The sequence below is a fragment of the Streptomyces sp. CB01249 genome (assembly GCF_001905735.1).
Lineage (GTDB): Bacteria > Actinomycetota > Actinomycetes > Streptomycetales > Streptomycetaceae > Streptomyces.
In genome coordinates this window covers 280,872-299,145 of sequence record NZ_LISW01000002.1, presented here as the reverse complement: position 1 = coordinate 299,145, position 18,274 = coordinate 280,872, and the positions used below count along the sequence as shown (strand labels likewise).

Here is an 18,274-nt window from a genome sequence, read left to right as displayed (position 1 = left end):
ACTTCCCCGCCCCGGGGTACTCCGGGCCCTGTCCGGGCGCCCGTTCGGGCCGCATGCTCGTGGTGGAGAGCCATCGACCCAGACTGTGAGGTGGACCGTGGGCGGTCCTGCTGGCCCTAGGGGTGCCCGGCTGCGTCGGCTCGGCGGTGCCGTGGTGCTGCTGACGCCGTTGCTGGTGGCGGGGTCCGTGTCCGCCCCGCAGGGCGCCCAGCCGGCCGCCGCCGCGTCGAAGGCGGTGACCGACACCGGACGGATCGCCTTCGCCGGTACGGGGCACCGCAGCCTCGGCCGGGTCACGGCGCAGACGGCCACCGAGGACCTGTTCGGAAGCACCGGCCCGGTCCACTACGACCAGGACGCCTACGGGCGGGGCGACGCGCTCGTCTTCACCAGCCTCCGGGACGAGATCCGCCCCCAGGTGTACGTGCGCGGCGCGGACGGCACCGTACGGCGGCTGACCGCCGGGATGGACGCCGCGCATCCCGAGCTCTCCCGCGACGGGAAGACCGTGGTCTTCGACGCGCCCGGCAACGGCGGCCGCAGGGACCTGTGGTCGGTGCCCGCCGACGGCTCCGCGAAGCCCCGGCAGCTGACGGACACCCCGGCGAACGAGACGTCCCCGACGCTCTCCCCGGACGGCACCCGCATCGCGTACGCGAGCGACGGCGGCCCCGAGCCCGGCACCCAGATCTACGCACGCGACCTGGACGGCGGTCCGGTGACCTGCCTCAGCGACAGCGCGGAGGGCGACGCGGACGAGCCCGAGTGGAACCCGGTCGACGACGCCGTGCACCGGTCCCGCGTCTCGTACACGCTGCACGTCGAGCCCGCCTCCGACACGGACACCGGGCACCGGCTGCGGGTCACCGACGGGCCCGGGACCGCCCGGCCCGTGCTGACCGCTCTCGGCAACGACTGGGGCTCCCGTTCCTCGGCCTGGCTGCCCGACGGCGAGGGCCTGCTCTTCCTCAGCCCCAACACGGACTGCGGCTGCTCGGTCTACGACCACGTCTACCGGATCCCGTCGCTCGGCGACCCGGCCCCGCAGATGGTGCTCGACGAGGACCGCGAGGTCGGCCCTCCGGCGGTGCTCGGCTCCCCCGACTCCTGGTCCGTGATCGTCACCCGCAGGACCACGAAGGACGCCGCCCTCGTCACGCTCCAGGACATGCGGCAGGACGGCTCCGACCCGCGCGACCTCCGGATCGACGTCCTGCGCGAGGACCCCGCGGCCAAGACCAACACCAGCGACGACCCCGCCGACGACCCGCTGTTCCACCCGGGCGAGGGCTACGACCCGTGGACGGAGCGGCAGACGTACACGCCCGACGGGCGCCGTATCGCCGTGACCCGGTTCGAGACCATCGACGGGCAGCGGGTCCAACGGATCTGGCTCGCCGACACCGACGGGACGCACCCGTCGGCCATGAAGCTGGACGGGCGCGGCCCCCGGGACCGCGACACCGACCCCTCGTTCTCGCCCGACGGCACGCGGCTCGCCTTCACCCGGTCCACGCCCGGCACGGACGGCTCCTGGAGCAGCCGGGTACTCGTCGCGGACGTCGCCTCCGGGCGCATCACCGGTGAGGTCGTGCCGCCCGAGGGCGAGGTCACCGGCGCCGACGCGCAGCCCGCCTGGTCCTCGGACGGCACCCTGCTGGCGTTCACCCGGGCGGAGGTCATCCGGGGCCTCGGCGGCATCAAGCACGTCTGGACCGCGCCGGTGAAGGCGCTGGAGCAGCAGCAGGACCTCAGCCGCGCCGGCGGCTGCCCCGGCGAGTGCAAGGTCATCGACGACAGCCCCGCGTTCTCGCCCGACGGCAGGTCCGTGGCCTTCAACCGCAAGGACCGCGCGGACCAGATCAACCAGCGCGCCAGCGTCGTCGTCGTCGCGCCGGACGGGAAGGACTGCCGGGTCGTCCTGCCGACCGGCCGGAGCAATGACCCCACCGCGTGCGCCGCGCAGATCCCGGACGTCGAGACGACCGGCCCGTACCAGCCGCGTGACGTGGCCTGGTCGCCGGACGCCTCCCGGCTGGTCCTCAGCCACCGCCGGGACCGGGCGCCCAGCTCCCCGGAGCAGCTCTCCGAACTCGACCTGGCCACCGGCACCCTGACCCCGCTCACCGCGGAGCTGCCCGGCCGCCAGAAGGAGCCCGCGTTCCAGCAGAAGGTGGACCTGGCCGTCACCGCGCCGCCCACCGCACCCACCGTCGAGACCGGCTCCTCGGTGACCGTCACGGTCACCGTCACCAACAACGGCCCGGCCTCCTCCCCCGGCACCACGCTGGTCGCCGACCTCCCGCCGGGCGTCCGGCTGGACGGCATGACCACGCCCGCGGGCCCGTGTGCCGAGGACTCCCCGGTCTGCGACCTCGGGGTGCTGGCGCCCGGCGACGAGGTGCCGGTCACCGTGCGGCTCATCGGCGTCACCAACGGCCCCTGGCAGCTGGGCTGGTCGGTCAACGGGGCGGTCGTGGACCCGAACCCCACGGACAACGCCACCGGCACGTCCATCCGGGTGCGCACCCTGCCCGACCTGCCCAGTCCGCCGCCCTCCGGACCGGCGACCCCGCCCAAGCTGCCGCCCCCGGCCGCACAGCCGCCCGCGCAGCCGCCGGCGCCCGCGACCGAGGCCGGTCCCGGCGTCGTCGTCCGCGCGCAGCCCAGCCCGGGCTATGTCGGCGGCCGGGTCGTGGTCACGTACACCGTCCGCAACGGCGAGAACGCCCTCGCCACCGGTCTCCGGCTGCGGCTCGGGCTGCCCTCCGGCATCCCCGTGGCCACCCTCCCGGCGGGCTGCACCGGCGAGGTGTGCGCGCTGCCCGACCTGGCGCCGGGTGCCTCCTCGGTCCTGCGGGTCGTGCTGGCCCCGAAGCACGCCGTCAGGACCCGGATCACCGCCACGCTGACGACCACCGGCACCGACGCGGACCGGGGCGACAACGTCTCGCGCATTCCGCTGCGCATCCTCCAGCCCCGGATCATCTCGGTGCCGGAGGTCGGCAAGCCCGGGTTCGTCACCTCGGTGCGCGGCAAGGACTTCCCGCCCGGGGTGCCCGTGAAGCTGGCCTGGAAGCCCGGGATCACGGCGGCCGCCGCGCCCACCCTGCCGGGCCGGGACGGCACGTTCATCGCCCAGCTCCTGATCCTGGTCAAGGACCGGACCGGGCCGCGCACCATCACCGCGTCAGGACCCGGCTTCTCGCCGGTGAAGACGGACTTCCTCGTGGTGACGGGCAACCTGGTCCCGCCGGACGAGATGGGGCGCCGGTGATCCACGAGGTGGACGAGGCGCTGCGGCTGCTGCTGGTGGACGCGGGCCTCGAGGACAGCGGCGTGGACCTGGTCTTCGACGCCCCGACGAAGGACTGGTCCGCCCGCCGCAACGCGCCCACGGTCAGCGTCTTCCTGTACGGCATCCGCGAGGACGCGACGCGCCGCCGCAGCGGCACGTCGGAGGAGTACGACGCGGAGGGCCTGGTCACCGGCCGCCGCGAGCCCCCGCGCTGGTTCGAGCTGACGTACCTGGTGACGGCGTGGACCAATCGCCCGCAGGACGAACACCGCCTGCTCTCCGAGGTGTTGCGCTGCCTGATCCGCACCCGCGCGCTGCCCGCGCGGATGCTCACGGGCAGCCTCGCCGACCTCGCCCTCACGGTCGAGATGGAGGCCGCGTCGGCGGGCTCGGGCGACCGCCCGTCCACGGTGGACGTCTGGTCCGCGCTGGGCGGCGAGCTGAAGGCCGCGATCGACGTACGCGTCTGGGCCCCGCTCTCCGGCGAGGTGGAGCCCGCCGGGCCGCCGGTCACGGAGGGCCTGCTCGTCCGCACGGCCGCCGCCGTGAACGGCGAGGCGACCGACCCGGGCCGCCGCCTGCGGTACGAGGGCCCCACGGCCGCGGCAGGCGAGGGCTTCGCGGCGGAACGGGAACGCCAACTGCCGCCGGGGCGGCGGAAGCGCGGGGGCGGAATCCGTTGACCGTCACGCAACAGCTCCCCGGGACCGCCCTCGCCGAGCTCTGGGAACGGCTCGGGCACGTCGAGCGGCGGGTGCGGGTCGCCGTCGCCCTGCGGCACGAAGCGGACCCCGCGCCGGACGACCCGCTGCGGGGCCAGTACCTCACGCCTTCCGGCGTCGAGCGGGTCCTGGACTCGCGGGACGCGTTCCTCCCCGTACCGGACCTCGGGTCCGATCCGCCCGCCGAGCGCGGGCGGATCGCGGAACTGGCCGCCCGGTTCGGGCTGACCGGGCCCGACGTGGACCTGCTGCTCGTCGCCATGGCGCCGGACGTCGACGCACGGTTCGAGCGGCTGTACGGGTATCTCAACGACGACCTGACCCGGCGCCGCGCCACGATCGGCCTGGCCCTCGAACTGTGCGGGCTGCCCGGCGCGGGCCCCGGCCGGTTCCGGTTCGCCCCGTCCGCGCCCCTCGTCGCGGCCGGGCTCGTGGAGGTGCTGGAGCCCGAACGCCCCCTGCTGTCCCGGGTGCTGCGCGTCCCGGACCGGATCACCGCGCACCTCCTCGGCGACGACGGGGTGGACGCGCGGCTGCACGGGCTGGTCCGGGTGGCGGGCCCGGACGGGGAGCCGGACGACGACCCGGTGGTCCGGCGCGTCACGGCGGCGGCCGGGACCGGGAGCGGGTTCACGCATCTGCTGGACCGCGGCGGTGACCCGGCCCGTCTCGCCGTCGGCGCGCTCGCCGCGGCCGGGCTGCGCCCGCTCGTCGTGGACCCGGCGGCCCTGGCGGCGGCGCCCGAACCGGCGCACGCCGCCCGGATGCTGGCCACCGAGGCACGGCTGAGCGGCGGCGGGCTGGTCCTCGGCCCGCTGGAGACGCTGGCGCCGGAACAGCCCAAGGGCGCCGCGCTCCTCGGGGCGATGTGCGCGGCGGTCGGCGGCGGCTCGCCGTTGCTCGTGTACGGGCGGAAGCACTGGGACCCGTTGTGGGCCGGGGAGAGCCCGGTGACGGTCGCGGTCCCGCCGCCGGACCCGGCGGACGCGGTACGGCGGTGGCGCGGCGCGCTCACCGGGGCCGGTGCCGCCGCCGGGCTCGCCGCCGGGACGGAGGAGGCCGACGCGCGCCTCGCGGACGCCACCCGGGCGTACCGGCTGGACTCCGGGCAGATCCGCCGGGCCGCCGATGTGGCCGCCCGGCTGGCCGCGCAGGAGGGCCGCCCGGTGGCCGCCGCCGATCTGCGGACCGCCGTCCGGGCGCAGAACGGCGCGGGGCTCGCCCGGCTGGCCCGCCGCATCGAGCCCACGGTCGGCTGGGACGACCTGGTGCTGCCCCCGGCGACCCGCCGCCAGCTCTCCGACCTGGCCCTGCGCGCCCGCCACCGCGACCAGGTCCTCGGGCGGTGGCGGATGCGGCCGGGCGGCGGCCGGGGGCGCGGCATCGTCGCGCTGTTCGCCGGGGAGTCCGGGACGGGCAAGACCATGTCGGCCGAGGTCGTCGCGGCGGACCTGGGCATGGAGCTGTACGTGGTCGACCTGTCGTCCGTGGTCGACAAGTACGTCGGGGAGACCGAGAAGAACCTGGAACGGATCTTCGTGGAGGCGTCCGAGGTCAACGCGGTGCTGCTGTTCGACGAGGCGGACGCCGTCTTCGGGAAGCGCTCGCAGGTCAAGGACGCGCAGGACCGGCACGCGAACGTCGAGTCGGCGTACCTGCTCCAGCGCGTCGAGTCCTTCGACGGCATCGCCGTCCTCACGACCAATCTGCGGGCCAACCTGGACGAGGCGTTCACCCGCCGCCTCGACGTGGTCGCCGACTTCCCCGTACCGGACGCGCAGCAACGCCTGGCCCTCTGGGAACGCTGCCTCGGTACGGAGATCCCCCGCGCCCCGGACCTCGACCTGCCGACGTGCGCGGACCGCTTTGAGCTGACCGGCGGCTCGATCCGCGCGTGCGCGGTGACCGCCGCGTACCAGGCGGCGGAATCGGGCCGCCCGCTGGACACCGAGCAACTGGTCGGCGCGGTCCTCGCGGAGTACCGGAAGCTCGGACGCCTGGTCCTGGAGAGCGAGTTCGGCCCGTGGCTGGAGCGCACGAGGCGACGCGGCTAGGGCTTTGTCCCTCTCCGTATCATCAGGTGCATGACTGCCGAGCCCGCCCGTTCCGCCGCCCGCATGCGCGCATCCGACGCCGACCGCGAGGCGGTGGTGGAGCAGCTGCGGGAGGCCGCGGCAGAGGGCCGGATCGACATGGACGAGCTGGACGAACGGCTCAACCTCGCGCTCACCGCCAAGACGTACGGCGAACTCGCTCCCATTACCGATGACTTGGGCGGACCGGCCGTGCGGGAGACGGGCGAGCCGCTGACGGTGCGGGGCGGCATGCACAAGGTGCAGCGGACCGGCGGCTGGAAGGTCCCCGCGCGCATCGTCGTGTCCGGCGGCCTCGGCGGCGCCCTCCTCGACTTCAGCGAAGCCGAGTGCCGGGTGTCCGTGGTCGAGCTGGAAGTGGACGCGCAGATGGGCGGGGTCCGGATCGTGGTGCCGGACGGCTGGGGCGTGGACACGGACGCGCTGGACCTGGCGCTCGGGGGCCTGAAGTCGAAGCTCACAGCCGAACGGGAGCCGGGAGCGCCGCTGCTGAGGATCACCGGCTCCTGCGGCGTGGGCGGCGTCCGCATCCGCCGCCCCGGCCTGCGCGAACGCCGCAGGAAGCGCTGACGTTCCCCGGTCCGCCGTTCAACCGTCGCGCCGCCCCAACACCGCCTGGTGGGCCGCGAGTTCCTTCGGAGTGCCGAGGAAGGCCGGGCCGCAGCCGGCCGGAAGACGCTCCAGCACCATGGCGATGGCTTGCGCGACCGTCTCCGCAGGCCCCACGACCTCCGTACGGAGAGGCCCCGACACCCAGTAGCGGCCCCCGGCACCGGGCTGGATGTAGGGGATGTCCCACGTCCACCGCCCCTCGGTGCACCGGCTGAAGTGCAGCTCGCCCATGCCCGTCCAGGGGAACAGCTGCCGCAGGCGCGGTTCGGCATACGCGGCTTCCAGCAGCTCCGGGCGCACCCGCCCGTCGGCGCGGACCGCCTGCCAGCCTGCTTCGACGGCGTCACCGCTCGATGGTCCTCGTGTCATGGGGACATCATGACCGCCGGATACGCCGCCCTCAGAGCGGGCGGACCGTGAGGATCTGCTCCGCCCGGCCGACGGGGCCGTGGACGTCGTGCAGGACCGTGCTGGTGAGGCCCTGGCCGGTGGGGCCGAAGACGACCGTGGTGTCCAGGCCGGTCCAGCTGCCCTCGGGCTGGCGGTGCAGATGGATCGTCAGGTCCACGTTGGGGAACATCCACTCCGTCGGCTGCTCGCGTACGGCGATGCCGTTGGCGGTGTCCACGAGCGCCACGTACGAGGCGAGCGGCCCGGCACTCTCGCCCGCGACCAGGTCGAGCGGGGTGGAGATCCAGGCGGTGGTGCGGCCGGGCAGCGGCGGGGCGAGCGGGCGGACGTCGAGCGAGGCGATGTAGCCGCCGGGCCAGAGGTCGGCCATCGGCCAGGGGGCGAGCGCCTCGGGCGGGGTGAGCCGGTCGTCCTCGCCGTCGGCGACCTCGGTGGTGTCGACGGGGGCGAGCGACCAGGCCCTGGCCCGTACGACCGGGCGGCCCGCGATGAGGGCGACGGCCTCCACCAGCTCGATGGTGCGGCCGGGGCGGACGGTCTCGACGCGGATCTCGCACTCGTCCAGGGCGAGCCGCCCGAGGATGTCGAAGCTGATCCGGGACAGCAGCAGCCGCTCGCCGGGCCGCTCCGCGAGGTGCCGCTCGACGGCGTGGACCAGGAGCCCGCCGAACGGGCTGAAGTGCACCTCGTCCGTGCTCCACGCGCCGCTCGCGTGGGCGGTCGGCTTGTAGCGGTGGGCGTCGATGCGCTCGTAGTAGCTGCCGGTGTTCAACGGATCGCTTCCCTCACGGCCGTACGGATCGGGCACCCCCCAGCGTGCCACCGGGGGCGTTCCGGCCCGCGCGCGGGTACCGCGCCCCGCACCCGCGTTCGAGCGTGATCAATTCGCAATCGATTCCGGTCTTGACCGAGACCCATCAAGCAGTCACGCGATTACGCTCCGAAGCATGTCCGACAGCGCACCTACCGCCGGTAGCACCTCCCCGGCCCCCACCGACCTCACCGAGGACCGCCCCGTCTACGTCATCGGCGGCGGCCCGGGCGGACTGGCCGCCGCGGCCGCCCTGCGCGCGCGGGGCGTCCGGGCGGTCGTGCTGGAGAAGTCCGGGGCCGTCGGCGCGTCCTGGCGGGGCCACTACGACCGGCTGCACCTGCACACCACCCGGCGCTGGTCCGCGCTGCCGGGGCTCCCGATGCCGAGGAAGTTCGGCCGCTGGGTGGCCCGCGACAACGTCGTCCGGTACCTGGAGAAGTACGCCGAGCACCACGAGCTGGAAGTGATCACCGGCGTCGAGGTCTCCCGGATCGACCGCGCGGCGGACGGCACCGGCTGGCGGCTGAGCGCGAGCGGCGGCCGCGAGCTGACCGGCCGCGCCGTCGTCGTCGCCACCGGCTTCAACCACACCCCGCGCCTGCCGGACTGGCCGGGCCGCGAGACGTTCACCGGGGAGCTGCTGCACGCCTCGGACTACCGCTCCCCCGCCCCGTACGCGGGCAAGGACGTCCTGGTCGTCGGCGTCGGCAACACGGGCGCGGAGATCGCCGTGGACCTCGTGGAGGGCGGCGCCTCGCGCGTGCGGCTCGCGGTGCGCACCGTCCCGCACATCGTGCGCCGCTCCACGGCGGGCTGGCCCGCGCAGGCGACCGGCATCGTGGTCCGCAGGCTCCCCGTCGCCCTGGTGGACCGGGCGGGCCGCCTGATGGCCCGGGCCGCCGTCCCCGACCTCTCCGAACACGGGCTGCCCCGCCCCGACACGGGCCTGTACTCCCGCGTCAAGGAGGGCGCGATCCCGGTCCAGGACGTCGGCCTGATCGACGCGGTGAAGCGCGGCCGGGTCCAACCGGTGGCGGCCGTCGAGTCGTTCGACAAGGACGCGGTGGTCCTCGCGGACGGCACCCGGGCCACCCCGGAGGTCGTGATCGCGGCCACCGGCTACCGCCGCGCCCTGGAACCCCTGCTCGGCCACCTCGACGTCCTGGACGACCGCGGCCGCCCGGTGACCCACGGCCCCCGCACCCCGAAACAGGCCCCCGGCCTGTACTTCACCGGCTTCACGAATCCCATCAGCGGCATGCTCCGCGAACTGGCCCGGGACGCGAAGAGGATCGCGAAGCGGATTGCCCGCAAGGGGCGTTGAGGGTCAGCGGGTGAGGGTGTACCAGTGCGGGTCGTCCGCCTCGCCGTAGTCCCGGTTCAGCTTCGGGTGCCCGGGCGTACCGCTGATCCGCCAGTCGGGCGAGCAGTCCTCGAACTCGGTCAGCACGAGCTGGTCCCAGGCGGTGGGACCGTCGGGTGCGTACGACCAGGTGCCCGTTCCGGTGCAGTGGAACTTGAGGTCGTCGGCACGGGCCGTACCGTCGGGTGACAGCCGCAGGGTGCCGCCGTGCCCGTCACTCCAAGTGCCCACGAGCCCGGCGGCATTCACCTTCGGTGGGCTGTACTCGGTGACCAGCCCGGTCCCGAACGCCGCAGCGCCCACGCCGACTACGGCCACCGCGGCAAGCCCGCCGTAGCCGAGCACGCGCAGCAACCGCCGCCCGTGCAGCGCGGCGTCCCGTGCGATGAGCGCTGCCCCGGCGAGCAGCACTGCGCCGGTCAGCCATGCCCAGGCCAGCGCACCGGCTCCCAGGTGCTTCGAGATCCCGACGACGGCCGTGGCCGCGCTCACGGGCACCAGGGCCACGACCGGCACCCACCACCAGGCGTCGCGCCCGGTCACCCGCGCGCTCGCCCAGCGGGCCGCCGACGCCGTGGGCAGAGCCAGCCAAAGGCTCGCCACCAGGGCGGACGGGACGCCGAAGCAGGTGAGGAACGGCAGGAAGAGCGCGGCTCCCCCGGGTCCGTCCCCCTGGGCGGGCGCCTCGGAGGCGAGCCCCACGAACCCGTACACCTCGACGGCGAGCACCGCCCCCACGTACAGCGCACCCGCGCCCGCCGCGACCGCCCGCCCCGACCACACCGGCGGGGGCCCGTCAGGCGCCTCCACTCGTTCCCGTACAAGCTCCGCAGTGTTCTTCGACATGAGCCCCCTCCCACGTGCATTCTGGCCCTAGGCCAAGCGCGCCGTACGCACCGGCTCCCGCCTCCTCCGGATCACCAGCACCATCAGCGTCGCCACCGCGCACAGCGCCCCCGCCGCGTACCAGACCACGTCATACGTACCGAAGTAGTCCCGCGCCACCCCGCCCAGGAAGGCGACCAGCGCCGCGCCCACCTGGTGCGACGCCAGGACCCAGCCGAAGACGATCGCGCTGTCGTCGCCGTACTGCTCGCGGCACAGGGCCAGGGTCGGCGGGACCGTGGCGACCCAGTCCAGGCCGTAGAAGACGATGAAGAAGACCATCGGCGGCTCCACCGTGGCCTGCATCAGCAGCGGCAGGAAGAGCAGTGAGATCCCACGCAGCCCGTAGTACACCGCCAGCAGGCGGCGCGCGTCGAAGCGGTCCGTGAGCCAGCCGGAGAAGATCGTGCCGATGATGTCGAAGATCCCGATGACCGCGAGGAGCGAGGCGGCGGCGGTGATCGGCATGTGGTGGTCGTGGGCCGAGGGAATGAAGTGCGTCCGGATCAGGCCGTTGGTGGAGGCGCCGCAGATCGCGAAGGATCCGGCCAGCAGCCAGAACGGGCCCGTGCGGGCCGCGTCGAACAGCACCCGGACGGCCCGGCCCGCCGCCCCGCGCGCGGGCGCCGGCTTCTCGGTGTACTCCCCGCCGTACGGGGCGAGCCCCACGTCCGCCGGGTGGTCCCGCATCAGGAGCCACACGAACGGGACGACGACCAGGGCCGCCAGCGCCACGGTCACCGACGCCGGGCGCCAGCCGTGCCGGTCCACGATCCACGCGCAGAGGGGCAGGAAGACCAGCTGCCCGGAGGCCCCGGCGGCGGTGAGGACACCGGTCACCAAGCCGCGCCGGGCGGTGAACCAGCGGTTGGTGACCGTCGCGGAGAACGCGAGCGCCATCGAACCCGTGCCGAGGCCCACGAGGACGCCCCAGTAGAGCATCAGCTGCCAGGCGGCCGTCATCCACACGCTCGCCAGCGCCCCGGCCGCGATCGCGCTCAGCGCCACGGCCACCACCCGGCGGATGCCGAACCGGTCCATCATCGCGGCGGCGAACGGCGCGGTGATCCCGTACAGCGCCATGTCGATGGAGACCGCGAACCCGATCTCCCCGCGCGACCAGCCGAAATCGTCCTGGAGCGGGTCGAAGAGCAGCCCGGGCAGGGCGTTGATGGCGGCGCCGCCGATGATCGTCACGAAGGTGACGGCGGCGACGATCCAGGCGCGGTGGATACGCCACCGGCCGGGCTTCCCCGGGGCGTTGGGCGCGGGGGCGACGGGAGCGACGCTCTCGGTTGTCGGATTCACCCGCCCAGCATCCGGGCGCGGCCCCCTCCCCCACGAGTGGCCCGAGGGCCACGGTTCGCAAGAATCGGGCCACCCTCCCGACGCCCTCCGGATACGCGCACGACCTGGCGCTCACCGCACCGGAGCCTTGGCCCCTACCCGCCCCTTCCCGACCCGGGGCTCCGCCCCGGACCCCGCGCCTCAAACGCCGGCGAGGCTGAAGGTGGCGGCGACGAAATCAAGCCCCTCCGGCGATTGAGGAGCGGGGGCCCGGGGGCGGAGCCCCCGGACCTCAGCCGATCCGTTCCAGGCGGCGGATCGGGCGGGCCGCGAGCAGCACGGCCACCGCCAGGACGTTGACGACCGCACCGGCGAACAGCACCTCCGGCGCGCCCAGTTCATCCGCGAGCGGCCCCGCCAGGGCGCGGCCCGCCGCCACCATGAGCAGCGACCCGGCGACGTCATACGCGTGCAGCCGGTTCAGGGACTCGGGCGGTACGTGGGTCTGGACCGTGGTGGACCACATCACCAGCCAGAACGCGGAGGCCGCGCCCGCCACGAACTGGCCCGCGCCCAGGGCCGGTACGGAGAGCCCGAGGCCCAGCACGACGAGGTTCGCGCAGACGCCGGTGAGCGCGACGGCGCCCGCCGCGAGGGGGCGGCGCGGGCGCAGGCGCAGGGCGAGCAGGCCGCCGACGACGCTGCCCGCGCCGTTCACCGCCATCATCGCGCCGTACGTCCCCGAGCCGTGCGCCTCGGTGACCCGGACGGCAGTGAGCGGGAGCATCGGGCCGAGCACGGCGAAGCCGTACACCGTCCAGACGGCGATCACGCCCCAGAGCCAGCTGCGCGCGGTGAACTCCCGCCAGCCGTCCACCAGCTCGGCGAGGAACGAGCCGCGCGGCGCCTCGTCCGAGGGGGCCGGGGCGAGCCGCAGCAGGAAGAGGCACGCCCCGGAGACCAGGAAGGTCGAGGCGTTGGCCGCGTACACCGCGCCCGCGCTCGCCAGGCCGACGAGGACGCCCGCGAAGGCGGGGCCCGCCATGGTCATCAACGCCTCGGACACGCGCAGCGTGGCGTTGGCGCGCTGCACGTCCGGGGCGACGCGCGGCACCGTGGACGCGACGCCCGGCTGAAAGAGGGCCGCGCCGACACCGGCGACCGAGCTCAGCGCGTACACCGCCCAGAGCGGCGGGTTGCCGGCCGCGAAGGACACGGCGAGCACGGAGGCGCCGACGAGCCGGAGCGCGTCGGCGATGATCATCATGCGGCGCGGCGTGAACCGGTCCGCGAGGACCCCGCCGAAGAGGACGAACACGGCGAGCGGGCCCATCCAGCAGGCCAGCGCGTAACCGACCGAGGAGGCGGGGCGCCCGGCGCCGAGGAGCCCCGCCGTGAGGGCGACGGGGATCATGCCGTCACCGAAGAGGGCGGCGGTGCGGGCGACGAAGAACAGCCTGAAGTTACGGTTCCAGAGCTGCCTGCCGGACTCCTCGAACAGGGGCGGCAGGGGCGGGAGAGGGGACGGGCCGCCGAGGGCGGCGGCCTGGGGGTCCGTGGCGGGAATGCACACGGAGTCTGCTGACTTTTCCTTCACACCGATGACATGTATCAGCTTATGGTCTATACCAGCTAGGGGCTTTTCGCAGGCCCCGGCCGGCCGAAGGGAGTCCGCTGTGCCGCACCGGGTCGTCGTTCTCGCCCTCGACGGGCTGCTCCCCTTCGAACTGGGCATCCCCCAGAGGATTTTCGGGCTCGCCCGCCCCGTGGAGCAGCAGGACCGGGCGCGGAAGCTGTACGACGTCGTGACGTGCTCGGTCCGGCCGCCGGGGCCGGTCCACACCGACGCGGACTTCTCGATCATGGTCGGGCACGGGCCCGAGGCGCTCGCCACGGCCGACACGGTCGTCATTCCGGCCAGTTACGAGCTGGGGCCCGTCCACAGCGAGGGGCGGCTGTCCGACGAACTGGCCGCCGCGTTCGCGTACATCCGGCCGGGCACCCGGATGGTGTCCATCTGCACCGGCAGCTACGTCCTGGCCGCCGCCGGCTATCTGGACGGGCGCCCCGCCACCACGCACTGGGCCTCCGCCGACCACTTCCAGCGGCTCTTCCCCCGCGTCCGCGTCGACCCGGACGTCCTGTTCATCGACGACGGGGACGTGCTGACGTCCGCCGGGGTGGCCGCCGGGATCGACCTCTGCCTGCACATGGTGCGGCGCGACCACGGGACCGCCGTCGCCAACGACGTCGCCCGGCGCACGGTCGTGCCGCCGCACCGGGACGGGGGCCAGGCGCAGTACATCCAGCGGCCCGTGCCGGACACCCAGTTCGCCACGACGACGACCGCGCGGGCCTGGGCGCTGGCCCGGCTGGAGCAGCCGATCCTGCTGCGGGACATGGCCCAGCAGGAGTCGATGAGCGTACGGACGTTCACCCGGCGGTTCCGCGAGGAGGTCGGCGTCAGCCCCGTGCAGTGGCTCACCCAGCAGCGCGTGGAGCTGGCGCGCCGGCTCCTGGAGTCCTCGGACCTGTCCATCGACCAGGTCGCCCGGGACTCCGGCTTCGGCACCTCCACGTCGCTGCGGCAGCACCTCCAGGCGGCGCTGGGCGTCTCACCGACGGTGTACCGCCGCACGTTCCGCTCGACGGCGGGGAACCGGGCCTAGACCGCGTGGCTCGGCTCGGCGCCGTGGGCGCCCGGCTGGAGCCGGCCCTGGATCAGCGGGACGCTACGGTCCACCTCGCACCAGATCCGCTTGCCCGCGCCCTCCGGCTGCCAGCCCCAGCGGTCGGCGAGGCCGTCGACCAGCTCCAGGCCCCGGCCGCCGGTGTCCTCGCCCCGCGCGTGCCGCTGCTGCGGCGGGCGGCAGCTGGCGTCGGCCACCTCGACGCGCACGGTCCCGGCGCCGCCCGGGGCGCCCGTCGGGCCGAAGAGCATGCGCAGCACGGCCGGACAGCCGGTGTGCACGACCGCGTTGGTCACCAGCTCCGAGATGAGCAGGATGAGGGTCTCGGCCAGCGGCTCGTCATCCCTCACACCGGAACCGGCGAGCCGTGAGCGCGCCCATCTGCGGGCCCGTCCGACCTCCGCGGGGTCGGGCCCGACCTCCAACTGAACCTGAAGCACCTGCACCGCTCACACCATCCGAACCGGCGGACACATCGCCTCGCGCCTCCAAAGGGTCACGGAACGTGATTCCCTTGCACGACAGCATGGTTGACGTACAGTCACCGCAACAAGCGCTTCGGGCATATTCCAGCGCGAAGGAGTACCCGTAGTGCATACTGTGCGACGCGCATTGCGGGGAGTCGAACAGCACCTCACCCGGACCCGACGCGCCTCGGAGGCCACGTCCGGACCGACAGGTTCCAGAACCACTCGCATCCCACGGAGGGTACCCGAGCCGGGCGCCGACTCCACGCGGTGACGAATCACGCAAAGGACACAAGCCGGTATCGGTGACCGGTCGTAGCGCTGCGTCACGCCCGGGGGCTCGGTGCCCCCGGGCGTCGCCGCCTAGTCCGGCTCGATGACCGTCACGTACGTCGCGAGCGCGGCCACCGCGTCCTCCTCGACGACCCCGCCGTCCCGGTCCGTGTCCAGGCTCTGCGCGGCGAACGCCGCCGCGTCCGGGCCGGCGCCGAGGACCCTCAGGGCCCGCTCCACGGCCGGCACCGGTGCCCGGTTCCCGCCGGACGGCCCGGCCGCCACCGCGAGCGCCGCACGCAGGAACGGGCGGGCGATCTCCGCGAACCGCTCCGGGTTGTCGCGCAGCCGCTTCACCGCGCCGCCCACGAACTCCTCACGGGTGACGCGCTGGTCCCCGTCCACGTCGGCGATGCCCGCCATGCCCTGCCAGAACGCCTCGGCGCCGCTGTAGAGCGCCTGGCCCTTGTCGCAGCGGGCCGTCGTACCGAACTCGGTGAGCAGACGGGCCGCGGCGGCGTTGAAATCCGCGCGATCGATGTATCCGTTGCCGTCCTGGTCGAAGGCGGCGAAGCGGAAGGCGATCTTGCGCTCATACTCTGCGCTGTCCATGCGGGGAGCGTACGACGCCTTCCGGCGTCACGTGTCACTTACCGGGCTCAGCCCTGTGACAGCTCCGCACGCACCGGTGCGGCGACGGCCGTTTCAGGCCGTCAGCGGCTCGGCCTCCTCGTCCACGGCCGCGTCCCAGTCCGGGAAGACATCGAACAAGCGGCGCACGCCGAGGGCGGCGAGCACGCGGTTGACATGGGAGCCCTCCTCCGCGCCCCGGGCGGGCAGGATCAGCCGCAGCCGGCCGCCGCAGGACCGCATCAGGCGGCGCAGGGCGATGAGCACCCCGACTCCGCTGGAATCGCAGAACTGGACCCCGGACAGGTCGAGGACCACGTCATGGCGGCCCACGGCCACCACCTCGTGGACGGACTGGCGGACGGTGGCCGAAGTCAGCAGGTCCAGTTCGCCGCCGATGTGCAGCACGGTCCATCCGCCCCGCTCGGTCTCAGAGACTTTCAGGGTCACGCGACTGGGCCTCTCGTTCCGGGGATTCCGGGGCAGCCCGGTGATCCGGAAGTTTGCGTTCCTCCCTGGCGGCTGCCCTCGTACGTCCCTCGCGAAACACCCGTCTCGCAAAGAGGGCGTGTTCCGGGGGTGCCTTGCCGATCAGGGCCGGATCAGGCCGCGGCGTCTGGTGCGGTGCATCGCAAGGCGCCGGAATGCCCTCATCGCGGAGCGATTAGGGTGTTTCGGCAACGCGGCGAGGTGCCGTGCCAGGCGTCGCGGACCCGGCCATGATCGGCAAGGCACCCCCGGGGACGTACTTGTCGTAAAGGGGCGTGCTTCTCCGGGGGTGGGGACTACATTCGGACAGGACGAGTGGGACAGGGACGCACAGGTCCGACGGCGGAGGGCTGGAGGTCAGATGGCCGAAAACGCACCACCCCGCTGGGACCGCAGGATGCAGCAGCGGCTGTCGCGCGGCGAGGCCGCCGCCCTCGGCGAGATGTACGACCGGTTCGCCGCCCTCGTCCACAGCCAGGCCAACCGGATGCTGGACGACGAGGACGCCGCCGACGCGGTCACCCGCGAGGTCTTCGGCTACGTCTGGGAGAACCCGGACATGTACGACCCGAAGCAGGGCTCCATGCGGGCCTGGCTGGCCTTCCTCACGCACCGCGAGTCCGTGCGGCGGCTGCGCGGCGAGGCGGCGGACGGCGAGGACCCCGATGACCCCGACGCCCTGGACGAGCGGGTCCGCCGGGCCACCGCCGCCGCCCGGGCCGACTACATCGTCGCCTCGATGCCCGCACCGCTGCGGGCCGCCCTGGAGCTGGCGTACGTACAGCGCCGCGACTACCGGCAGACCGCGGCGGATCTCGGCGTCACGGCGGACGAGGCGCGACGGCGGCTGCGGCTGGGGCTCCAGCTGCTGTCCACCGCCCGGACCCGCCCGGTGGACGGCGCCCCGCCGCCCGGATACGGGAGGGCGCTGTGAGCGGCGGCGCGGGCGGCGACCGGGACGAGGAGGGCCGCGACGAGGTGCGCGGCGCCCGGCGCATACCGGGGCCCAGGCCCGCCGCGGACGACTTCGGCGACCTGGGGCGCGCGACGCCGCCCGAGCAGGCGCCCCCACGACCGGAGCCGGAACCCGAAGCGGAACGCGTACCGCGCCCCGTGACGCCCGCCAGGGTCCTCCCGCACCGCGTGCTTCAGGCCCTCCTGGGGGCCTGGGCGCTCGCCGCGTGCTCCGCCGAGGAGACCGAGGCCGTCGAGGCGCACCTGACCGAGTGCGCGCCCTGTGCCGACGAGGCGCTGCGGCTGCGGGACGCGGTCGGGCTGCTGCACACGGACCGGAGCCTGGATCTCGATCCGCTGCTGCGGTCCCGGGTGCTGGAGAGCTGCCTGAGCCGGCGCCCCGCGAAGGTCCCGGTGCCGGACTGGGCCGCCCCGTACGACGCCGAGACGGCGCGGCTCGACGCGCTGCTGCGGGACATCGACGCCGCCGAGTGGCACGCCCCGGTGCGGCTGAAGTGGTTCGAGGACGAGCGGCAGGTGGGGCGCCGGACCACGGTCGCCGGGGTGATCGGGCACCTGATGAGCGTGGACGGCCTGGTGGGCGCCGCCCTCGGCCTCGACGACCCGCTGCCCGGCACCCCGCCCACACCGACCGAGCGCACCGAGGCGTACTGGTCGTCCGCCCGGCGCCCGCTCACCCGCGCGGTCCGTGAGCCGTGGCGCGAGCAGAGCCACACGCTGATCAGGACCGTGTCGTTCGCGCGGCGCGGGGCCTCGGAGCTGTCCGTGCCGTACGGGGCGTTCGCGCTGCCGTTGCAGGACGCGATGCTCGACCGGGCCTTCGAGTGCTGGGTGCACGCGCGGGACATCGCGAAGGCGGTGGACTACCCGTACGAGCCGCCGTCCGCCGGGCATCTGCACCGGATGATCGACCTCGCGGCCCGGATGCTGCCGGGGGCGCTGGCCCTGCGGCGCCGGGCGGGGCTCGCGGGCCCGGCCGGGCGGCTGGTGTCGGCGGGGTCCCCGGGGCGCTCGCTGCACCTGGAGATCGAGGGCTCGGGCGGCGGCGACTGGTACATCGCGCTGGACTCCCCCGCCGCCCTCGGGTCCGCCGAGCACGTGGTGGCGCAGGTCGCGCTGGAGGGCGTGGAGTTCTGCCGCCTGGTGGCGGGGCACGTACCGCCCGTGGAGGCGGCGGCCGGGCAGCGCGGGGACCGCGAGGCGATCAGCGACGTGCTGTCCGCGGCCGCCTCGCTGAGCCGTCTCTAGGGCCTGTCCGAGAAGCC

Annotated in this window: 16 protein-coding genes; 8 read left to right on the top strand and 8 right to left on the bottom strand. The window is 74.4% G+C overall.

Features of this window, described 5'->3' with window-relative positions:
* Window positions 1-154 precede the first annotated feature (154 nt).
* The 4 genes from AMK18_RS09750 to AMK18_RS09735 are packed head-to-tail and all read left to right on the top strand — an operon-like array spanning window position 155 to window position 6,683.
* On the top strand, window positions 155-3,277 hold the full coding sequence (locus tag AMK18_RS09750) for a DUF11 domain-containing protein (protein ID WP_079199255.1): 3,123 nt from the start codon (window positions 155-157) through the stop codon (window positions 3,275-3,277).
* A complete protein-coding gene (locus tag AMK18_RS09745) occupies window positions 3,274-3,981 on the top strand; it encodes a DUF4255 domain-containing protein (protein WP_073862520.1) in 708 nt (235 codons plus the stop codon). The genes AMK18_RS09750 and AMK18_RS09745 overlap by 4 nt, the downstream gene beginning before the upstream one ends.
* Window positions 3,978-6,074: an ATP-binding protein gene (locus AMK18_RS09740; RefSeq protein ID WP_073862519.1), complete on the top strand. Its 2,097-nt coding sequence runs from the start codon at window positions 3,978-3,980 to the stop codon at window positions 6,072-6,074. Before AMK18_RS09745 ends, AMK18_RS09740 begins: the two co-directional genes overlap by 4 nt.
* 30 nt (window positions 6,075-6,104) lie before the next feature.
* Window positions 6,105-6,683, top strand: a complete 579-nt coding sequence (locus AMK18_RS09735; protein WP_073862518.1) for a DUF1707 SHOCT-like domain-containing protein — start codon at window positions 6,105-6,107, stop codon at window positions 6,681-6,683.
* A gap of 18 nt (window positions 6,684-6,701) precedes the next feature.
* Here AMK18_RS09735 and AMK18_RS09730 read toward each other — a convergent pair whose 3' ends face one another.
* Together AMK18_RS09730 and AMK18_RS09725 are read right to left on the bottom strand one after the other, a co-directional pair.
* Window positions 6,702-7,094, bottom strand: a complete 393-nt coding sequence (locus AMK18_RS09730) for a DUF6193 family natural product biosynthesis protein (RefSeq protein WP_241836523.1) — start codon at window positions 7,092-7,094, stop codon at window positions 6,702-6,704.
* 31 nt (window positions 7,095-7,125) lie between these two features.
* Window positions 7,126-7,908: a thioesterase family protein gene (locus AMK18_RS09725; RefSeq protein WP_073862516.1), complete on the bottom strand. Its 783-nt coding sequence runs from the start codon at window positions 7,906-7,908 to the stop codon at window positions 7,126-7,128.
* Between the two features lie 175 nt (window positions 7,909-8,083).
* Between AMK18_RS09725 and AMK18_RS09720 the strand changes: the two genes are divergently transcribed.
* Entirely contained in the window at window positions 8,084-9,274 is a 1,191-nt protein-coding gene (locus AMK18_RS09720; RefSeq protein ID WP_073862515.1) for a flavin-containing monooxygenase, read from the top strand.
* Between the two features lie 3 nt (window positions 9,275-9,277).
* Here the strand turns inward: AMK18_RS09720 and AMK18_RS09715 are convergent, their stop codons facing one another.
* The 3 genes from AMK18_RS09715 to AMK18_RS09705 form a co-directional block, all read right to left on the bottom strand.
* Window positions 9,278-10,159, bottom strand: coding sequence for a hypothetical protein (locus AMK18_RS09715; protein ID WP_241836522.1), 882 nt, complete (start codon window positions 10,157-10,159; stop codon window positions 9,278-9,280).
* A 27-nt stretch (window positions 10,160-10,186) separates the two neighbouring features.
* A complete protein-coding gene (locus tag AMK18_RS09710; RefSeq protein ID WP_073862513.1) occupies window positions 10,187-11,506 on the bottom strand; it encodes an MFS transporter in 1,320 nt (439 codons plus the stop codon).
* A gap of 271 nt (window positions 11,507-11,777) precedes the next feature.
* Entirely contained in the window at window positions 11,778-13,058 is a 1,281-nt protein-coding gene (locus tag AMK18_RS09705; RefSeq protein WP_073862512.1) for an MFS transporter, read from the bottom strand.
* Between the two features lie 103 nt (window positions 13,059-13,161).
* Between AMK18_RS09705 and AMK18_RS09700 the strand changes: the two genes are divergently transcribed.
* Window positions 13,162-14,154, top strand: coding sequence for a GlxA family transcriptional regulator (locus AMK18_RS09700; protein WP_073862511.1), 993 nt, complete (start codon window positions 13,162-13,164; stop codon window positions 14,152-14,154).
* Here the strand turns inward: AMK18_RS09700 and AMK18_RS09695 are convergent.
* From AMK18_RS09695 to AMK18_RS09685, 3 genes are all read right to left on the bottom strand, one after another.
* Entirely contained in the window at window positions 14,151-14,621 is a 471-nt protein-coding gene (locus tag AMK18_RS09695) for an ATP-binding protein (RefSeq protein WP_026171298.1), read from the bottom strand. The two genes, AMK18_RS09700 and AMK18_RS09695, sit on opposite strands and share 4 nt — an antisense overlap.
* A 384-nt stretch (window positions 14,622-15,005) precedes the next feature.
* Window positions 15,006-15,527, bottom strand: a complete 522-nt coding sequence (locus AMK18_RS09690; protein WP_018101409.1) for an EF-hand domain-containing protein — start codon at window positions 15,525-15,527, stop codon at window positions 15,006-15,008.
* Window positions 15,528-15,620: 93 nt separating this feature from the next.
* Window positions 15,621-15,995: an STAS domain-containing protein gene (locus tag AMK18_RS09685; RefSeq protein WP_018101410.1), complete on the bottom strand. Its 375-nt coding sequence runs from the start codon at window positions 15,993-15,995 to the stop codon at window positions 15,621-15,623.
* A gap of 400 nt (window positions 15,996-16,395) precedes the next feature.
* Between AMK18_RS09685 and AMK18_RS09675 the strand changes: the two genes are divergently transcribed.
* Entirely contained in the window at window positions 16,396-16,968 is a 573-nt protein-coding gene (locus tag AMK18_RS09675) for an RNA polymerase sigma factor (RefSeq protein WP_073862510.1), read from the top strand.
* Window positions 16,965-18,257 (top strand): zf-HC2 domain-containing protein, encoded by a 1,293-nt coding sequence (locus tag AMK18_RS09670; RefSeq protein ID WP_073862509.1) that lies wholly within the window; start codon window positions 16,965-16,967, stop codon window positions 18,255-18,257. Before AMK18_RS09675 ends, AMK18_RS09670 begins: the two co-directional genes overlap by 4 nt.
* Window positions 18,258-18,274 lie beyond the last annotated feature (17 nt).